Below are 13,946 nucleotides of genomic sequence, written 5' to 3'. Positions count from 1 at the left end.
ACTAGGTGTTGATGCGCTCGACGTAGGCGCCGGTGCGGGTGTCGATCTTGACCTTGTCACCCTCGCGGATGAACAGCGGGACCTGGATCTTGTGGCCGGTCTCGACGGTCGCGCTCTTGGTCGCGTTGGTCGCGGTGTCGCCCTTCACGCCCGGCTCGCACTCGGTGATCGTCATGACGATGTGGCTGGGCAGCGTCACGCCGACCGGGCGGTCGTTGTAGAAGAGGACGTCGACCGAGATCTGGTCGAGCAGGAAGGCCGAGTCGTCGCCGACGATCTCATCGGCGAGGGCGACCTGCTCGTAGCTCTCGTTGTCCATGAAGGTGAACCCGTTCTGGTCCTTGAACAGGTACTGCATCTTGCGCGACTCGACGTTGGCCGGGTCGAACTTCTCGCCCGAGCGCCAGGTCCGGTCGAGGACCGCGCCGGTGATCATGTTCTTGAGCTTACACTTGTAGAGCCCCTGCCCCTTGCCCGGCTTGACGAACAAGAATTCGACGACGACGTAAGGGTGGCCGTCGAGCTGGACCTTTGCGTTCTTGCGGAGTTCGGAGACATCCATGGGCGTCGGGTGGGTAGTATCTCCGCGGCCTCGCTGTCAACGGCGATCGCCGCCGGGCCCGCCCGAGAGAAGTCTCGTTCGAAGCCGTCGCGCCCACTGCGCGTTTACGCGGGGGCCGCGCAGGGCGGATCCCGGTTGGGCCCCGCGGATCTCCCCGACCGGCCCGAGCGATTTCGCTCATTTGCCCATGAGGCCAGCGCAGACCCATTCTGCGCGCGGACGCCCGCAAATTCTCCGAATTCTAAACGGTGAAAAGGTGTCGCGCCGGGGTCCCTGCACCACTGTTTTCCCGCGAGAATTCGGTGACGGACGCGGCGAAGTTGTGGCAAAGTCCGGGGCCAGATTTTTCATCGAGGCTCACCGGAAAATGCAGCTTACGACCAAAGCCCGATACGGCCTGCGCGCCCTTTGCCATGTCGCTCACCGTGGATACGCCTCGGCCCACGTCATCGCGGAGCAACAGGCGATTCCCTCGCGGTATTTGGAGGAAATCATCGGCGAGCTGCGCAAAGCCGGCTTCGTGGTGGGCAAGCGCGGACCGCGCGGCGGCTACAATTGGCCCGCCCGGCCGCCGACATCTCGATCGCCGAAGTGCTGCAGGCGCTGTCGACCCCGACCAGCAGCGGCCCCGTCACGGGTGATCCGCAGGACGAGATCACGCGGATCGTCGAGCGCTCGGTCGACGCCCGCTTCGAGGCGGCGGTCGGCCAGCTCAGCCTCGAGCAGCTGCTCGGCGAGGCGCGCGACAGCTTCCGTCGCCGCTCCGCTGACTTCATCATTTGATCCGCCCATTGTCCGCATGCCGCCGGTCTGTGTCGACGACATCCTGAGCCTCATCGGCAACACGCCGCTGGTCCGGATCCGCAAGCTCCACGCCGGTGACGGCCACGCCACGGTGTGGGGCAAATGCGAGATGTTGAACCCCGGCGGCTCGGTCAAGGACCGCATCGCTCTGGCGATGATCGAGGCCGCCGAGGCTCGCGGCCAGATCCGTCCCGGCGAGAGCGTCCTCGTCGAGCCGACCAGCGGCAACACCGGCATCGGCCTCGCCCTCGTCGCGGCGGTCAAGGGCTACCGGCTGATCCTGACCATGCCCGAGAGCATGAGCCTCGAGCGCCGCAACCTGCTCAAGGCCTACGGCGCCGAGATCGTGCTGACCCCCGAGGTCGAGTGGATGGAGGGCGCCGTCGCGCGGGCGCGTGAGCTGTGCCAAAGGCCAGGTCACGTCATGCTCCACCAGTTCGAGAACCCGGCCAACCCGGAGATGCACCGCCGCACCACCGCGCTCGAGCTGATGGCCCAGCTCGGCGAGCGCCGCGTCGACGGCTTCGTCGCCGCGGTCGGCACGGGCGGCACGCTCACCGGCGTGGGCGAGGTCTTGCGCGCCCGCTGGCCCGACGTCGTCATCGTCGCGGTCGAGCCCGATCGCAGCGCGGTGCTCAGCGGCGGCGCTGCCGGCCCGCACAAGATCCAGGGCATCGGCGCCGGCTTCGTCCCGCCCGTGCTCAACACCGCCGTGTTCGATCGCGTGGCCCGGATCCGCGACGAAGAGGCGTTCCGCATGAAGCAGCGGCTCGCCCGCGAGGAGGGCCTGCTCGTCGGCATCTCGGCCGGCGCGGCGATGGTCGCCGCGCTCGACCTCGCGGCCGAGCTCGGGCCGGGCAAGGACGTCGTCACGATCCTGTGTGACACCGGCGAGCGCTACTTCTCGCTCGACGAGCAGTTCGCCGCAGCGGCCGGCGCCTGAGGCCCGATGGCCGGCGGTCGCTTCCTCGTGCTCGGCGCCGGCGGCCTCGGCTGCCCTGCCCTGCTCGGCCTCGTCGGCGCCGGCGCGCGCCACATCGCCGTCGTCGACTGCGACGCCGTCGACGCCACCAACTTGCACCGCCAGGTCCTCTACGACCTCGGCGACGTCGGAGCGCCCAAGGTCGAGGCCGCGGCTCGTCGCTTGCGCGCTCTGGATCCGCGGCTGCAGGTCGAGCCGATCCCCCTCCGGCTCGACGAGCGCACGCTCATCGCTGCTCGCGGCCCAGCCGGCGGGCACCGTCGTCCTCGAGTGCAGCGACCAGCCGGACCTCAAGTTCCTCGTCCACGACCTGTGCGGCGAGCATCACCTCGACCTCGTCATCGGCGGCGTCCAGCGCTGGGGCGGCCAGGCGATGGCGGTGCGTCACGGCGCCGGCGCGTGCTTCCGCTGCGTCTTCGAGGCCGCGCCGCCGGCCGAGCTCGCGCCGTCGTGCGCCGCCGTCGGCGTGCTCGGCGCCGCGGCCGGCGCGCTCGGCTTCATGATGGCTCACCTCGCGGTCGCCCTCGACGCCCAGCAGGAGGTCGCCGGCACGCTCGTCGCGCTCGACCTCCGCGAGCTTCGCCCGCAGCAGATCCGCCCCGCTCGCCGCGCGGGCTGTCCGGGCTGTGATCCTCACGCGCCTGCGCCCGCCCGGGGCCCGCTGGGGCCGGCCTGCGCGACGGCGGCGGGAGCGGCTTGCAGTCGCTGACAGCCCTGTTCATTATACTGAACACACCGTCATGCCCAACGTCCGGATCCCCACTCCCCTGCGCAAGTACACCCAAGGCCGCGAAGAGGTAGCGATCGACGGCGAGACCGTCGGCAGCGTGCTCGACGGCCTCGAGCAGAGCTACCCGGGCATCAAGGAGCGGATCTGCGACGAGGCCGGCAAGGTGCGGCGGTTCGTCAACGTGTTCGTCGGAGAGGACGACATCCGCTTCCTCGACAACCTCGCCACCGCGGTCAAGGCCAGCGACGAGATCAGCATCGTCCCCGCGATCGCCGGCGGCTGAGCGTCCACGCCACATGCTGCCCACCGGCCGCGAACAACTCCTCGGCGACCTGCGTCCCGCGCGAGCTGTCCGAACGGACAGCATCGTCGACCTCGTCGGCAACACCCCGCTGGTGCGGCTGCACCACATCGAGCGCGACGCGCCCGGCGTCGAGATCTGGGCCAAGTGCGAGTTCTGCAACCCGGCCGGCTCGGTCAAGGATCGCGCCGCCCTGCGGATCGTCCGCGACGCGCTCGATCGCGGCCTGCTGCGCCCGGGCGTGCGCCTGATCGACAGCACCAGCGGCAACACCGGCATCGCCTACGCCATGGTCGGCGCCGCCCTCGGCGTCCCCGTCACCCTGGTGATGCCCGAGAACGTCAGCGCCCCGCGCAAGCAGGTCACCACCGCCTACGGGGTCGAGATCGTCTACAGCAGCCCGATGGAGGGCAGCGACGGCGCGATCGTCCTGGCGCACGAGATGGTCGAGCGCGAGCCCGATCGCTGGCACTACGCCGACCAGTACAAGAACCCCAACAACCCGCTGGCGCACTACCACACGACCGCGCCCGAGATCTGGCAGCAGACCGGCGGCCGCGTCACCCACTTCGTCACCGGCATCGGCACCAGCGGCACGGTCGTCGGCACCTCGCGGCGGCTGCACGAGCTCGACCCGGCGATCCGCTGCATCGCCATCCAGCCCGACGACGCCATGCACGGCCTCGAGGGCATGAAGCACCTGCCCTCGAGCATCGTGCCGGCGATCTACGATCCGAGCGTGCTCGACGACACCATCTGGATGCCGACCGACGAGGGCTGGGACATGGCCGAGCGGCTCGCCAAGGAGGAGGGCCTGTTCGTCGGCCACTCCTCCGGCGGCAACGTCGCCGGCGCGCTGCGGGTCGCCAAGCAGCTGTCCGCCGAGGGCCGCCGCGGCGTGGTCGTCACCATCCTGTGCGACCGCGGCGACCGTTACTTCGTCCCGCTGCGCTGGGAGAAGCGCTACCTGTGGTGAAGGACATGTCCGAAACGCCAGCCTCCGAATTCGCCATCCCCGCCGAACTGCTGGCCCGGATCTACGCCCAGTCGCGGGCCGAGTTCCCGAGCGAGTGCTGCGGCTACCTCAAGGGTCGCGGCGCCGACATGCAGCTCTATCCGTGCAAGAACTTCATGGACAGGCTGCACGCGATGGACCCCGAGACCTACCCGCGCACCTCGGCCAACGGCTACAACTTCGGCGGCCGCGAGCTGATGGACTTCACGCGCGCGTTCGACGGCGACGACCCGCCGACGATCATCTACCACTCGCACCCGCGGGTCGGCGCCTACTTCTCCGCCGAGGACGAGGCCGCGGCGCTGGCCGCCGGCTATCCGGTCGACTACCTGGTCGTCGACGCGCAGGAGCACGCGATCGGCGGCGCCGTGCTGTTCCGCCGCGTGCGCGACGCCGGCCCCGGGGCCTACGTCGAGGTCGCGCGGTTCCCCGGCGACGCGCGCTAGAGCCGCTCGGTGACGGTCGAAAGACCGTGTCCGGGCCTTTTCGAGCCGCTGCGGCCGCGTCTCGTCGCGACGCAGCTCGAAATGCCCCGCTCACGGCACTAGACTGTGCGGATGCTGGTCGCCCTCCTCGTCGCCGCGCTCGTCGCTCCCGCCGCAGGTCCGACGGGCGAGCACGACGGCGACAAGAAGGCCGCCTACCTCGCGGCCAAGCGGCCCCGCCGCCGGCCCGGCGCGCGTGTTGCCCGAAGGACATGTCCGATGGCACATGTCTCATCGACCCGGCCTGCCGCGACTCGCCGCGCGCCGGCGCCGAGGCCGAGCCGGTGCTGTTCGCCCGTCACCTGCACACCCTCGAGGTCATCCCGCTGCAGGGCCCGCACCCCGAGGGCGCGCTGGCGCGGTTCTTCCGCTGCCGCTTCACCGACGAGCTGGCCAGCCACCCGGCCGAGCTGATCGCCGGCGTCGTCGCGGCCGCCGACCACTTCGGCGCCCGCGAGGTCCACATCGTCAGCGGCTTCCGCCACCCCAAGTTCAACCTCATGCTGACCAAGAAGGGCCGCGAGGTCGCGCGCGACAGCCAGCACGCGCGCAGCCAGGCGATCGACTTCTCCCTGGTCGGGATCAAGGCCGACAAGCTCTACAAGTACGCGCTCAAGCGGTGGAAGGGCGGCGTCGGCTACTACCCCGTCAGCCAGTTCGTCCACCTCGACACCGGCAAGCGCCGCACCTGGAAGGGCCACTGATGGCGCGCGCGGCCCTCGTCGGCTTCGCGGTCGCCCTGGTCCTCGGGTCATGTTTCGAGGGACAGGCGCTGTGGGGCGAGCGCTGCGAGGCGGACGCCGACTGCGGCCCCGGCTTGCCGTGCCAGGCCGACGGCGTGTGCGCCCGCGAGCGCCGCTGCAGCGGCATGACCATCGACCTGCCCGCCCTGCGGCCGCAGGTGGCCTGGCTGCTCGATCACTCGAAGTCGATGCGCCGCTGCCTGGACGACCCCGAGGAGCGCGAGCGCTGCGCCCAGGCCGACGACCCGCCCGGCCCGTCGCGCTGGGACGGCGTCCACCAGATCGTCCACGCCGTGGTGCCCGAGTTCGCCGACCGCGTCGACTTCGCCGCCGTGGTGTTCCCCACCCCGACCCTTATCTCCGAGCAGGGCATCTGCAACCTCAACGACAACTCGCGCGTCCCGTTCGACGCCGAGGACGCCGCCGCCGCCATCCTCGCGGCTGTCCCCGAGGACACCTCGTCGCCGCCGATCGGCGAGAACCCGCTGCGCGAGGCCTGGTCGAACCTGTTCGAGGCGGGCGAGAGCGGCCCGGTGCGCGCCCGCGCGATCGTCCTCGTCAGCGACAACCCGCCCAACTGCACCGCCAAGCCGCAGATCAGCTCGGACTTCGCCGAGAAGCTCGACGTCGAGGTCTACCCGCTGGTCGAGCAGAGCTTCGCCGCCGGGATCCCCACCATCGTCGTCGGCATCAGCGTCATGGACGTGATGGCGCCGCCGGCGGCCGGCGACAGCATGATCGACGACGTCAACCCGCACGAGTACTTCAACAGCCTCGCGCTGGCCGGCGGCGCCGCGCTGGCGGGTCCCGAGCACTACCTCCACCTGCGCGACAGCGCTGCAGTCTCGGAAGTCATCGCCGGTCTGCGCGAGCGCCTCGCCCCGCTCGCCGACGAGGTGGAGGCGTGCCGGATCCGCATCGACGCCGCCCCCGACTACCCGGACCTCGTCGCCCTCGACGTCGACGGCCGCATGCACCGCGCCGACCCCGACTGCAGCGACGAGCAGGCGTGGCGCTGGCGCGACGACAACCACCTCGCGCTCGAGCTGTGCCAAGGCGCCTGCGCTCGCCTACACGCGGGCGCGATCGCCCGGCTGCGCTTCGGCTGTCCGTAGCGATCGTCACGCGACCCGCAATTGATCGTGAGGCGGCGGGTACTGCCCGGTCATGCCGCGCTCACTCCTATCCATGGCTTGGTTTGCGCTCCTCTTATCCGCCTGTCCCGACGGCAAGGCCGACAGCGACAGCGACGCCGCCTCGGAGGTGATGACCAGCATCCTGCCGCCGACGACGCTCGACGACGGCACCAGCACCGGCGAGCCGGGGACCACCACCCAGGACGAGCCCGATCCGACTTCTTCTACCAGCAGCAGCACCGGCGACGACGGGCCGCTCAAGTGCGACGACTTCATCCCCGCGAAGCCCGAGCCGCTGGTCCCGCGGGTCGTCCTGGTGCTCGACAAGTCGGGCTCGATGCTGTTCGAGTGGGACCACGACGGCGATCCTGCCACCGCCGCGGTGACGCGCTGGTCGAGCCTGCGCGCCGTCGTCGAGTCGATGGTCGGCGGCCTCGACAGCGTCGTCCAGTTCGGCGCGGTGCTGTTCCTCGCTCGCCGCGAAGGCCAAGCCCACCATCGACGCCTGCGTCGTCGGCTCCGACCTGCTGGTGCCGGTCGGGCCGCAGGCGGGCGCCGCGATCCTCGACGCCATCCCGCCGGCCGACACCACCACGATCGCCGGCGGCACCCCGTCGACCGACGGCATCCTGGCGGCCGTCAGCGCGCTCGACGGCCTCGAGGGCGACGAGCCGAAGTTCATCATCTTCATCACCGACGGCGCCGCCAACTGCGACCCCGACAACGCGCGGCTGTTCGACGACTACGACGACCGCCTCGCCACCACCGTCGCCGACGCGCGCGCCGCCGGCTATCAGACCCACGTCGTCGGCATCGACATCTCGAACGCGCTCACCCCGGTGCTGCAGGACGGCAACCCCGACGGCATCAATCCATACGAGAAGCTCAACGAGCTGGCCGAGATCGCCGGCACCGCGCGGCCGGGCGACGAGAAGTTCTACAACGCCACCAACGAGCAGGAGCTGCAGGCCGCGTTGATGGCGATCACCGGCGTCGTCGTCTCGTGCGAGATCGGCCTCGGCAAGCCCGTCCCCGACCACTTCTACATCCAGCGCGTCGAGATCGGCGAAGAGCCCGACCCGCAGGAGTACGACGGCCAGGACACCCAGGTCGGCGATTGCAGCAGCGAGAGCGGCTGGCAGTACACCTCGCCGGCGCGCGACGCGATCCTCCTGTGCGGCGCCGCTTGCGAGCACTACAAGGCCACCGGGCTCATCGAGATCGAGTACGGCTGCTTCATCCCCTAGAGTTCGGCGCCGCGCGGGTCCGGGCGAGCGAGGGCGCGCGCGCTCCGGACCCGCCGCGGTCGCCTCTTGGCTTGGCTTAACGTCCTTTTTTCGCCGCCCCAATTGAAAGCCCGGCCGCGGGTACTGCCCCGGCATGCAGCGCCCTCTGTTCGTAACCGTAGCTTCCGTCGCGCTCCTGAGCGCGTGCCCTGGCGAAGACAACGACACCGCGGGAGCCAACTCGACCCCCGGCACCACCGGCATCGAGCTGCCTCCGCCGACCGGCACCACCACCGGCACCACCGAGCCGGACGAGCCGACCACCGCGGGGCCCACCAGCACCGGGCCCGACACCGGGACCACCACCGACGACGGTCCGCTCGTGTGTGACGAGTTCGTACCGATGGAGATCGAGCCCGTCATCCCGCGGGTCGTGCTCGTGCTCGACAAGTCGGGCTCGATGATCTCGGAGGAGTCGGGCTTCTGGGATCACGACGCCGATCCCAACACTCCGGACATCACCCGCTGGATGAGCCTCCACTCGGTGGTCGAGTCGATCTTCGCCGGCCTCGACAACGTCATCAACTTCGGCGCGGTGCTGTTCCCGTCGCTCACCGCGACCGGCTCCTACGGCCCGGCGGCTTGCCCGGTCGACGCCGACCCGCTGGTGCCGATCGGCCCGCAGAGCGGCGCCGCGATCCTCGCTGCCCTGCCGCCCGCCGACACCATGACGATCGCCGGCGGCACCCCGGCGGCCGCCGGCATCAAGGTCGCGCTCGACGAGCTCGCCGGCCTGCAGGACGACGAGCCGAAGTTCATCATCCTCGTCACCGACGGCGCCGCCAACTGCAAGGAGGGCACGATGACGCCCGAGCTGTTCAACGCCTACGACGACAACCTGCCGATGGTGGTCGCCGAGGCGGCGGCGATGGGCTTCCCGACCTACGTCATCGGCATCGACATCGAGGACGTGTTCTCGCCGACAGTGGTCGACGGCAACCCCGACAACACCAACACCTACGAGAAGCTCAACGAGCTGGCCGAACTCGGCGGCACCGCCCGACCCGGCGACGAGAAGTTCTACAACGCGCTCAACCAGACCGAGCTGCAGGCCGCGCTCAACTCGATCACGCAGCAGGTCGTGTCGTGCGAGATCAAGCTCGGCGAGCCGGTCCCGGACATGTTCTACATCCAGCAGGTCGAGGTCGGCAGCGACGGCGACGCGGACCAGCAGGTCTACGAGGGCCAGGACACGCAGGTCGCCAACTGCGACGACGAGGCCGGCTGGAAGTACACCACGCCCGACCGCGACGCGATCATCCTCTGCGGCGACGCGTGCGAGTACTACAAGGAGACCGGCGTGGTCCAGATCGAGTACGGCTGCTTCATCGGCTGAGCCCGGCGTTCGGGGGCGAGCGCCCTCGCGCGCCCCCGCGCCCGCTTTGTCCTCGATCTCCGGCCGCGGGTGCCGCCAAGATGGCAGCACCCGCCATGACCTCGTCGCCCGCACCCCGCCCCGCTCCCGCGCTCCTGTTGACCGCCGCGCTCGCCGTCGCATGTCCCGGAGGACAGGGCGATTCGACCATGTCCGGTTCGACAGGCTCGGGCCCGACCAGCGACGCCTCGACCGCCGCGACCGATCCTGCCACCAGCGAGACGACCGCCGGCCCGACCGGCACCGCGACCGACAGCGACAGCGGCGAGCCGACCGGCACCGTCACTTCGACCACCGGCGATCCGCCCACCAGCACCACCGTGGCCACCGCGACCGGCCCCGGCACCACCACCGACGACACGACGACCACGACCACGACCACCGGCGATCCGGTGCGCGGCAGCGGCCGGATCGTCGGTTACTTCACCGCGTGGGCCGTCTACGACCGCGACTACCACGTCAGCGAGATCCCGGCCGACAAGCTCACCCACGTCAACTACGCCTTCGCCAACCTCAGCGCTCAGGGCGAGTGTGTGCTCGGCGACAGCTACGCCGACATCGAGAAGGCCTACGACGGCGACGATCCGAACGCCCCGCTGAAGGGCAGCTTCAACCAGCTACAGAAGCTCAAGCAGCAGCACGGCCACCTGCGCACCCTGATCTCGGTCGGCGGCTACACCTGGTCGACCCAGTTCGCTCCGGCCGCTGCCACCGAGCAGGGCCGGGCCAAGCTGGCCGCCTCGTGCGTGAAGTTCATGCGCGACTACGGGTTCGACGGCGTCGACATCGACTGGGAGTTCCCCGCCTCGCCGCAGGAGGGCCAGCACTACAGCGCCCTGCTGGCCGCCCTGCGGGCCGAGCTCGACGCCGCCGAGGCCGAGGACGGCGCCGAGTACCTGCTGACGATCGCCGCGCCCGCGGGCCCGGGCAACCTCGCCAACCTCGACCTCCCGGGCATCGCCGCCAGCGTCGACTGGATCAACCTCATGGCCTACGACTTCGCCGGCCCGTGGATGGGCACCACCACCCACAACGCCGCGCTCTACAGCCCGGCCGACGACCCCGACCCGAACAACGCCCTTCTCAGCGACGACTCCGCCGTCACCGCGATCCTCGACGCCGGCGTCGCGCCCGACCAGCTTCGTGCTCGGCGTGCCGTTCTACGGCCGCAGCTTCGCCGGCGCCGGCGGCGGCCAGGACGGCCTCTACTCGAGCTTCAGCGGCCCCGGCCCCGGCACCTGGGAGCCCGGCATCGTCGACTACCACGACATCGTCGCCAACTACGAGCCCGAGCTCGAGCGCTTCTGGCACGACGACGCTCAGGTCCCGTGGCTGTACGACGCCGCCGACGACCTCTTCATCACCTACGACGACCCCGAGTCGATGCAGCGCAAGACCGACTACATCGCCGCCAAGGGCCTCGGCGGGGCGATGTTCTGGGAGCTCGCCGGCGACACCCAGGACAGCGCCCTGCTCGACGTCCTCGCCGACGCGCTGCTCCCTGACCTTGGGGACATGCGATGAAGGGCATGCCCGAACGGACATGTCCTTCACAACCTGTCCCGACGGACCGCTCAGTCCGAGGCCGCCGGCAGCGTCAGCCAGAACAGCGAACCTTGCGGCTCGGCCGGCTCGACGCCGACCTGGCCCTCCATCGCCTCGGCCAGGTGCTTCACGATCGCCAGGCCCAGGCCGGTGCCGCCGACCTCGCGCGAGCGGCCCTTGTCGACCCGGTAGAACCGCTCGAACACCCGCGCGCGGTGGCGGGCCTCGATGCCGGGCCCGTTGTCTTCGACCTCGATGCGGACCATGTCGTCGCGCTTCTTGGCCCGCACCACGATCTTGCCGCCGGTCGGCGTGTACTTGACCGCGTTGTCGATCAGGTTGAGCAGCACCTGCTCGAGCGCCTGCTCGTCTGCCCACACGGTCATGTCCTCCGGGACATCCGACGTGATCTCGATGTGCTTCTCCTGGGCCAGGCGCTCGACCTCGTCGATCGTGTGGGCGACGATCGGCTCGAGCTCGATCTCGTCGGGGCTTATCTCGTAGGTCCCCGCCTCGATGCGCGAGATCTCGAGCAGGTCGGCGACCAGCGCGGCCAGGCGGTCGGCGCTGCGCAGCTGCGCGTCGAGGAACCGGCGCGCGACCTCGGGCTTCTCGATCGCCCCGTCGAGCAGCGTCTCGGCGTTGGCGCGGATGATGCTCACCGGCGTGCGCAGCTCGTGCGACACGTTGGCGACGAAGTCGCGGCGGACCCGCTCGAGCCGGCGGATCTCCGTCACGTCGTGCATCACCACCACCGCGCCCTGCTGGTTGCGCAGCGGGCTGGCGTACGCGAGCACCTGCCGCGGCGGCGTCGTGCGGGTCTCGAACTCGCGGCGCTCCGGCTGGCCGGCCAGCGCGCGCTGCACCATTCGTGGAGCGCGGGGATCGGGATCCGCTCGGCCAGCGTCGAGCCGCCGTGCTCGATCGACAGGCTGAGCAGCCCGAGCGCCGCGCGGTTGATGAGCGTCAGGCTCTGCGCCTGGTCGACCGCGACCACGCCCTCGTCCATGCTCTCGAGCACCGCCTCGAAGCGGCTGCGCTCGGCGGCCAGCATCCCGACCGTCGTCTCGAGCTCCGCCGCCATGCGGTTGAGCGAGCCGGCGATCCCCGGCTCGTCGCTCGGCTCGCTCGGCACGCGCGGCTCCTCGCCGTCGACCGCCCGGCGGGCGTCCTCGACCAGCGTGCGCAGCGTGCGGGCCAGGAAGTGCGACGCCAGGCCGCTCAGCACCACCGCGCCGGCCAGGCTCAGCAGGCCGGCGATCCCGAGCGCGATCCGCAGGCGGCGCACCGCCGCGTCCATCTCCTCGAGCGGGCGGGCGATGCGGACCGTGCCGGTCACCGCGCCGGCCGAGAACGGCACCGCGATGTACATCATGTCGGTGCCGAGCGTCGCGCTGTAGCGGACCGCCCGGCCCTCGCCCTCGGCGATCGCGGCGATCACCTCGGGGCGGTCGCTGTGCGAGTCGACGGTCCCGAGCTCGTCCGCCGCGATCTCGGAGTCGCCGAGCACCTTGCCGGACGCGTCGATGATCGTCACCCGCGCCCCGCTGGCGGCGCCGAGCTGATCGGCGATCGCGTCGGCGGGCGCGTTGTCGTAGGCCAGCGCGACCCGGGCGACCCGCGCCTGGGCCAGCAGCTCGGCCTCCGCGCGGCCGTGGGCCCACTCGCGGATCTGGCCCTCGAGATAGCCGCCGGCCACGAGCACGACGGACAGCACCAACAGGACGGAGACGAGGAACAGCCTGCCGCGGACGTCGAGCCTCACGGTTCGTCGTCCTCGACCGCGCGCAGGTCCGTCGTGAAGCGGTAGCCCACGCCGCGCAGCGTCTGCACGTAGTCGGCGATCTCGCCGAGCTTCTTGCGCAGGCGACGGACGTGGGTGTCGACCGTGCGCGTCGTCAGCCCGGGCTGCACGCCCCACACGTCGGCGAGCAGCGCGTCGCGGGTCTGGACGCGGCCGCGGCGGGCGATCAGCGTCGTCAGCAGGCGGAACTCGAGCGCCGTCAGCGTGACCTCGCCGTCGTCGACCCACACGCGGTGGCCGTCCATGTCGACGCGCAGCCGGCCGTAGGCGTCGGCGCCAGCGCCGTCTCGGCCGGGGCCTTGCGCCGCAGCACCGCGCGGATCCGCAGCATCAGCTCGCGCAGGCTGAACGGCTTGACCACGTAGTCGTCGGCGCCGACCTCGAAGCCGACCACGCGATCGACCTCTTCGGCCTTGGCCGTCATCATGATCACCGGCATCGCCCGCGTGCGCTCGCCGGCGCGGAGCTGTTGGCACACCTGCGTGCCGGACATGTCGGGCAGCATCAGGTCGAGCAGCACGAGGTCGGGCGCCGGATCGGTGACCGCGATCTCGAGCGCTTGCCGACCCGTGTAGGCCGACCGGGTGCGGAAGCCCTCGCGCTCGAGCGCGTACTCGAGGGTCGCCACCAGGTCGCGTTCGTCTTCGACGATGAGAATCAGCCCGCTCATGTTCGCCCCGAACCTCGGCCCGGGCGCATCATACACCCTTGGCCTGCGGGGCGGCGGCGGGCGCCAGGACCGCGGCCAGCAGGTTCAGGGCGTCGACCGTGGTGAAGATCCCGGCCACGCGGCCCTCGTGCATCACCACCGCCGACCCGTACTTGTGGGCGGCCATCTCCCGGACCACCTCACCCACCGTCACGTCGGGGCCGACGCGGTACGGGTCCTGCGTCATCGCCTCCTCGACCTTGACCGCGTCGGGGTCGACGTCCGGCAGGCTCTCGACGAGGTCGATGTCCCGCTCGCTGAGGACCCCGAACAGGTACCCGCCCTCGAGCACGGGCAGGTGACGGATGCGGTGCTCGTGCATCCGCCGGGCCGCGTCGGACAGCGTCTGGGCGCGGCCGATGGTGATCGGGGCCGGCGTCATCACGTCGCGAACCGGGGTGGAATGGTCGACCATGGCCGGGAGGCTACGCTCTCCCGCGCGCACGGAAAAGGTGAACAACCTCGCGCC

General features: G+C 70.8%; 17 protein-coding genes and 4 pseudogenes. 14 read left to right on the top strand and 7 right to left on the bottom strand.

Features of this window, described 5'->3' with window-relative positions; genetic code table 11:
* Position 1: 1 nt before the first annotated feature.
* Complete coding sequence (efp, locus tag OV079_RS08425) at positions 2-562, bottom strand: elongation factor P (protein ID WP_224192084.1); 561 nt, start codon at positions 560-562, stop codon at positions 2-4.
* On the opposite strand from efp, the pseudogene OV079_RS57465 reads away from it, so the two are divergent.
* From OV079_RS57465 to OV079_RS57460, 4 genes and pseudogenes are all read left to right on the top strand, one after another.
* A pseudogene (locus OV079_RS57465) lies at positions 561-1,058 on the top strand (hypothetical protein); the annotation flags it as partial. The gene efp and the pseudogene OV079_RS57465 overlap by 2 nt on opposite strands.
* A gap of 59 nt (positions 1,059-1,117) precedes the next feature.
* A complete protein-coding gene (locus OV079_RS08415; protein ID WP_267767314.1) occupies positions 1,118-1,345 on the top strand; it encodes a helix-turn-helix domain-containing protein in 228 nt (75 codons plus the stop codon).
* Positions 1,346-1,361: 16 nt separating this feature from the next.
* Positions 1,362-2,309 (top strand): cysteine synthase A, encoded by a 948-nt coding sequence (gene cysK / locus OV079_RS08410; protein ID WP_267767312.1) that lies wholly within the window; start codon positions 1,362-1,364, stop codon positions 2,307-2,309.
* A 6-nt stretch (positions 2,310-2,315) separates the two neighbouring features.
* Positions 2,316-2,558 (top strand): annotated as a pseudogene (locus OV079_RS57460) (HesA/MoeB/ThiF family protein); the annotation flags it as partial.
* 16 nt (positions 2,559-2,574) lie between these two features.
* On the opposite strand, the gene OV079_RS08405 reads toward OV079_RS57460, so the two are convergent.
* A complete protein-coding gene (locus tag OV079_RS08405; protein WP_267767310.1) occupies positions 2,575-2,736 on the bottom strand; it encodes a hypothetical protein in 162 nt (53 codons plus the stop codon).
* Between OV079_RS08405 and OV079_RS08400 the strand changes: the two genes are divergently transcribed.
* From OV079_RS08400 to OV079_RS08375, 6 genes are all read left to right on the top strand, one after another.
* Positions 2,659-3,057: a ThiF family adenylyltransferase gene (locus tag OV079_RS08400; protein WP_338089058.1), complete on the top strand. Its 399-nt coding sequence runs from the start codon at positions 2,659-2,661 to the stop codon at positions 3,055-3,057. The two genes, OV079_RS08405 and OV079_RS08400, sit on opposite strands and share 78 nt — an antisense overlap.
* A 31-nt stretch (positions 3,058-3,088) precedes the next feature.
* Positions 3,089-3,361 (top strand): ubiquitin-like small modifier protein 1, encoded by a 273-nt coding sequence (locus tag OV079_RS08395; RefSeq protein WP_267767305.1) that lies wholly within the window; start codon positions 3,089-3,091, stop codon positions 3,359-3,361.
* 13 nt (positions 3,362-3,374) lie between these two features.
* Positions 3,375-4,355 (top strand): PLP-dependent cysteine synthase family protein, encoded by a 981-nt coding sequence (locus tag OV079_RS08390; protein WP_267767304.1) that lies wholly within the window; start codon positions 3,375-3,377, stop codon positions 4,353-4,355.
* 5 nt (positions 4,356-4,360) lie between these two features.
* Positions 4,361-4,840 carry a M67 family metallopeptidase gene (locus tag OV079_RS08385; protein ID WP_267767303.1) on the top strand — a complete coding sequence of 160 codons (480 nt, stop codon included), beginning with the start codon at positions 4,361-4,363 and terminating at the stop codon, positions 4,838-4,840.
* A 251-nt stretch (positions 4,841-5,091) separates the two neighbouring features.
* Positions 5,092-5,583: a YcbK family protein gene (locus OV079_RS08380; protein WP_267767302.1), complete on the top strand. Its 492-nt coding sequence runs from the start codon at positions 5,092-5,094 to the stop codon at positions 5,581-5,583.
* Complete coding sequence (locus OV079_RS08375) at positions 5,583-6,737, top strand: hypothetical protein (RefSeq protein ID WP_267767300.1); 1,155 nt, start codon at positions 5,583-5,585, stop codon at positions 6,735-6,737. The genes OV079_RS08380 and OV079_RS08375 overlap by 1 nt, the downstream gene beginning before the upstream one ends.
* A 6-nt stretch (positions 6,738-6,743) precedes the next feature.
* Here the strand turns inward: OV079_RS08375 and OV079_RS08370 are convergent, their stop codons facing one another.
* Positions 6,744-7,034 carry a hypothetical protein gene (locus tag OV079_RS08370; RefSeq protein WP_267767298.1) on the bottom strand — a complete coding sequence of 97 codons (291 nt, stop codon included), beginning with the start codon at positions 7,032-7,034 and terminating at the stop codon, positions 6,744-6,746.
* A gap of 254 nt (positions 7,035-7,288) precedes the next feature.
* Between OV079_RS08370 and OV079_RS08365 the strand changes: the two genes are divergently transcribed.
* The 4 genes and pseudogenes from OV079_RS08365 (at position 7,289) to OV079_RS57455 (ending at position 10,943) form a co-directional block, all read left to right on the top strand.
* The gene (locus OV079_RS08365; protein ID WP_267767296.1) at positions 7,289-8,005 is read left to right on the top strand and encodes a vWA domain-containing protein; all 717 of its coding nucleotides are present in this window, start codon (positions 7,289-7,291) and stop codon (positions 8,003-8,005) included.
* A 133-nt stretch (positions 8,006-8,138) separates the two neighbouring features.
* The gene (locus OV079_RS08360) at positions 8,139-9,380 is read left to right on the top strand and encodes a vWA domain-containing protein (RefSeq protein WP_267767295.1); all 1,242 of its coding nucleotides are present in this window, start codon (positions 8,139-8,141) and stop codon (positions 9,378-9,380) included.
* An 80-nt stretch (positions 9,381-9,460) separates the two neighbouring features.
* Positions 9,461-10,546: pseudogene (locus tag OV079_RS08355) on the top strand (glycoside hydrolase family 18 protein); the annotation flags it as partial.
* Between the two features lie 16 nt (positions 10,547-10,562).
* On the top strand, positions 10,563-10,943 hold the full coding sequence (locus tag OV079_RS57455; RefSeq protein WP_420829396.1) for a glycosyl hydrolase family 18 protein: 381 nt from the start codon (positions 10,563-10,565) through the stop codon (positions 10,941-10,943).
* A 50-nt stretch (positions 10,944-10,993) separates the two neighbouring features.
* Here OV079_RS57455 and OV079_RS08350 read toward each other — a convergent pair whose 3' ends face one another.
* The 4 genes and pseudogenes from OV079_RS08350 to OV079_RS08335 all read right to left on the bottom strand — a co-directional run bounded on the left by OV079_RS08350 (position 10,994) and on the right by OV079_RS08335 (position 13,892).
* The gene (locus tag OV079_RS08350; protein ID WP_267767291.1) at positions 10,994-11,761 is read right to left on the bottom strand and encodes a sensor histidine kinase; all 768 of its coding nucleotides are present in this window, start codon (positions 11,759-11,761) and stop codon (positions 10,994-10,996) included.
* Positions 11,710-12,729 carry a PAS domain-containing protein gene (locus tag OV079_RS08345; protein WP_267767289.1) on the bottom strand — a complete coding sequence of 340 codons (1,020 nt, stop codon included), beginning with the start codon at positions 12,727-12,729 and terminating at the stop codon, positions 11,710-11,712. The genes OV079_RS08350 and OV079_RS08345 overlap by 52 nt, the downstream gene beginning before the upstream one ends.
* Positions 12,726-13,438: pseudogene (locus OV079_RS08340) on the bottom strand (response regulator). Before OV079_RS08340 ends, OV079_RS08345 begins: the two are co-directional and overlap by 4 nt.
* A gap of 28 nt (positions 13,439-13,466) precedes the next feature.
* Positions 13,467-13,892, bottom strand: coding sequence for a CBS domain-containing protein (locus OV079_RS08335; protein WP_267767287.1), 426 nt, complete (start codon positions 13,890-13,892; stop codon positions 13,467-13,469).
* Positions 13,893-13,946: the final 54 nt, after the last annotated feature.

Source organism: Nannocystis pusilla, assembly GCF_026626665.1.
Lineage (GTDB): Bacteria > Myxococcota_A > Polyangia > Nannocystales > Nannocystaceae > Nannocystis > Nannocystis pusilla.
The sequence above is the reverse complement of the archived record's forward strand: the minus strand, read 5'-3'. Positions and strand labels throughout refer to the sequence as shown.

Excerpts from the sequence above, each read along its gene's own strand:
- efp (WP_224192084.1), bottom strand. The coding sequence starts at position 562 with ATGGATGTCTCCGAACTCCGCAAGAACGCAAAGGTCCAGCTCGACGGC.
- cysK (WP_267767312.1), top strand. The coding sequence starts at position 1,362 with ATGCCGCCGGTCTGTGTCGACGACATCCTGAGCCTCATCGGCAACACG.
- OV079_RS08395 (WP_267767305.1), top strand. The coding sequence starts at position 3,089 with ATGCCCAACGTCCGGATCCCCACTCCCCTGCGCAAGTACACCCAAGGC.
- OV079_RS08390 (WP_267767304.1), top strand. The coding sequence starts at position 3,375 with ATGCTGCCCACCGGCCGCGAACAACTCCTCGGCGACCTGCGTCCCGCG.
- OV079_RS08385 (WP_267767303.1), top strand. The coding sequence starts at position 4,361 with ATGTCCGAAACGCCAGCCTCCGAATTCGCCATCCCCGCCGAACTGCTG.
- OV079_RS08380 (WP_267767302.1), top strand. The coding sequence starts at position 5,092 with ATGTCCGATGGCACATGTCTCATCGACCCGGCCTGCCGCGACTCGCCG.
- OV079_RS08375 (WP_267767300.1), top strand. The coding sequence starts at position 5,583 with ATGGCGCGCGCGGCCCTCGTCGGCTTCGCGGTCGCCCTGGTCCTCGGG.
- OV079_RS08370 (WP_267767298.1), bottom strand. The coding sequence starts at position 7,034 with ATGAAGTCGTCGCACTTGAGCGGCCCGTCGTCGCCGGTGCTGCTGCTG.
- OV079_RS08360 (WP_267767295.1), top strand. The coding sequence starts at position 8,139 with ATGCAGCGCCCTCTGTTCGTAACCGTAGCTTCCGTCGCGCTCCTGAGC.
- OV079_RS08335 (WP_267767287.1), bottom strand. The coding sequence starts at position 13,892 with ATGGTCGACCATTCCACCCCGGTTCGCGACGTGATGACGCCGGCCCCG.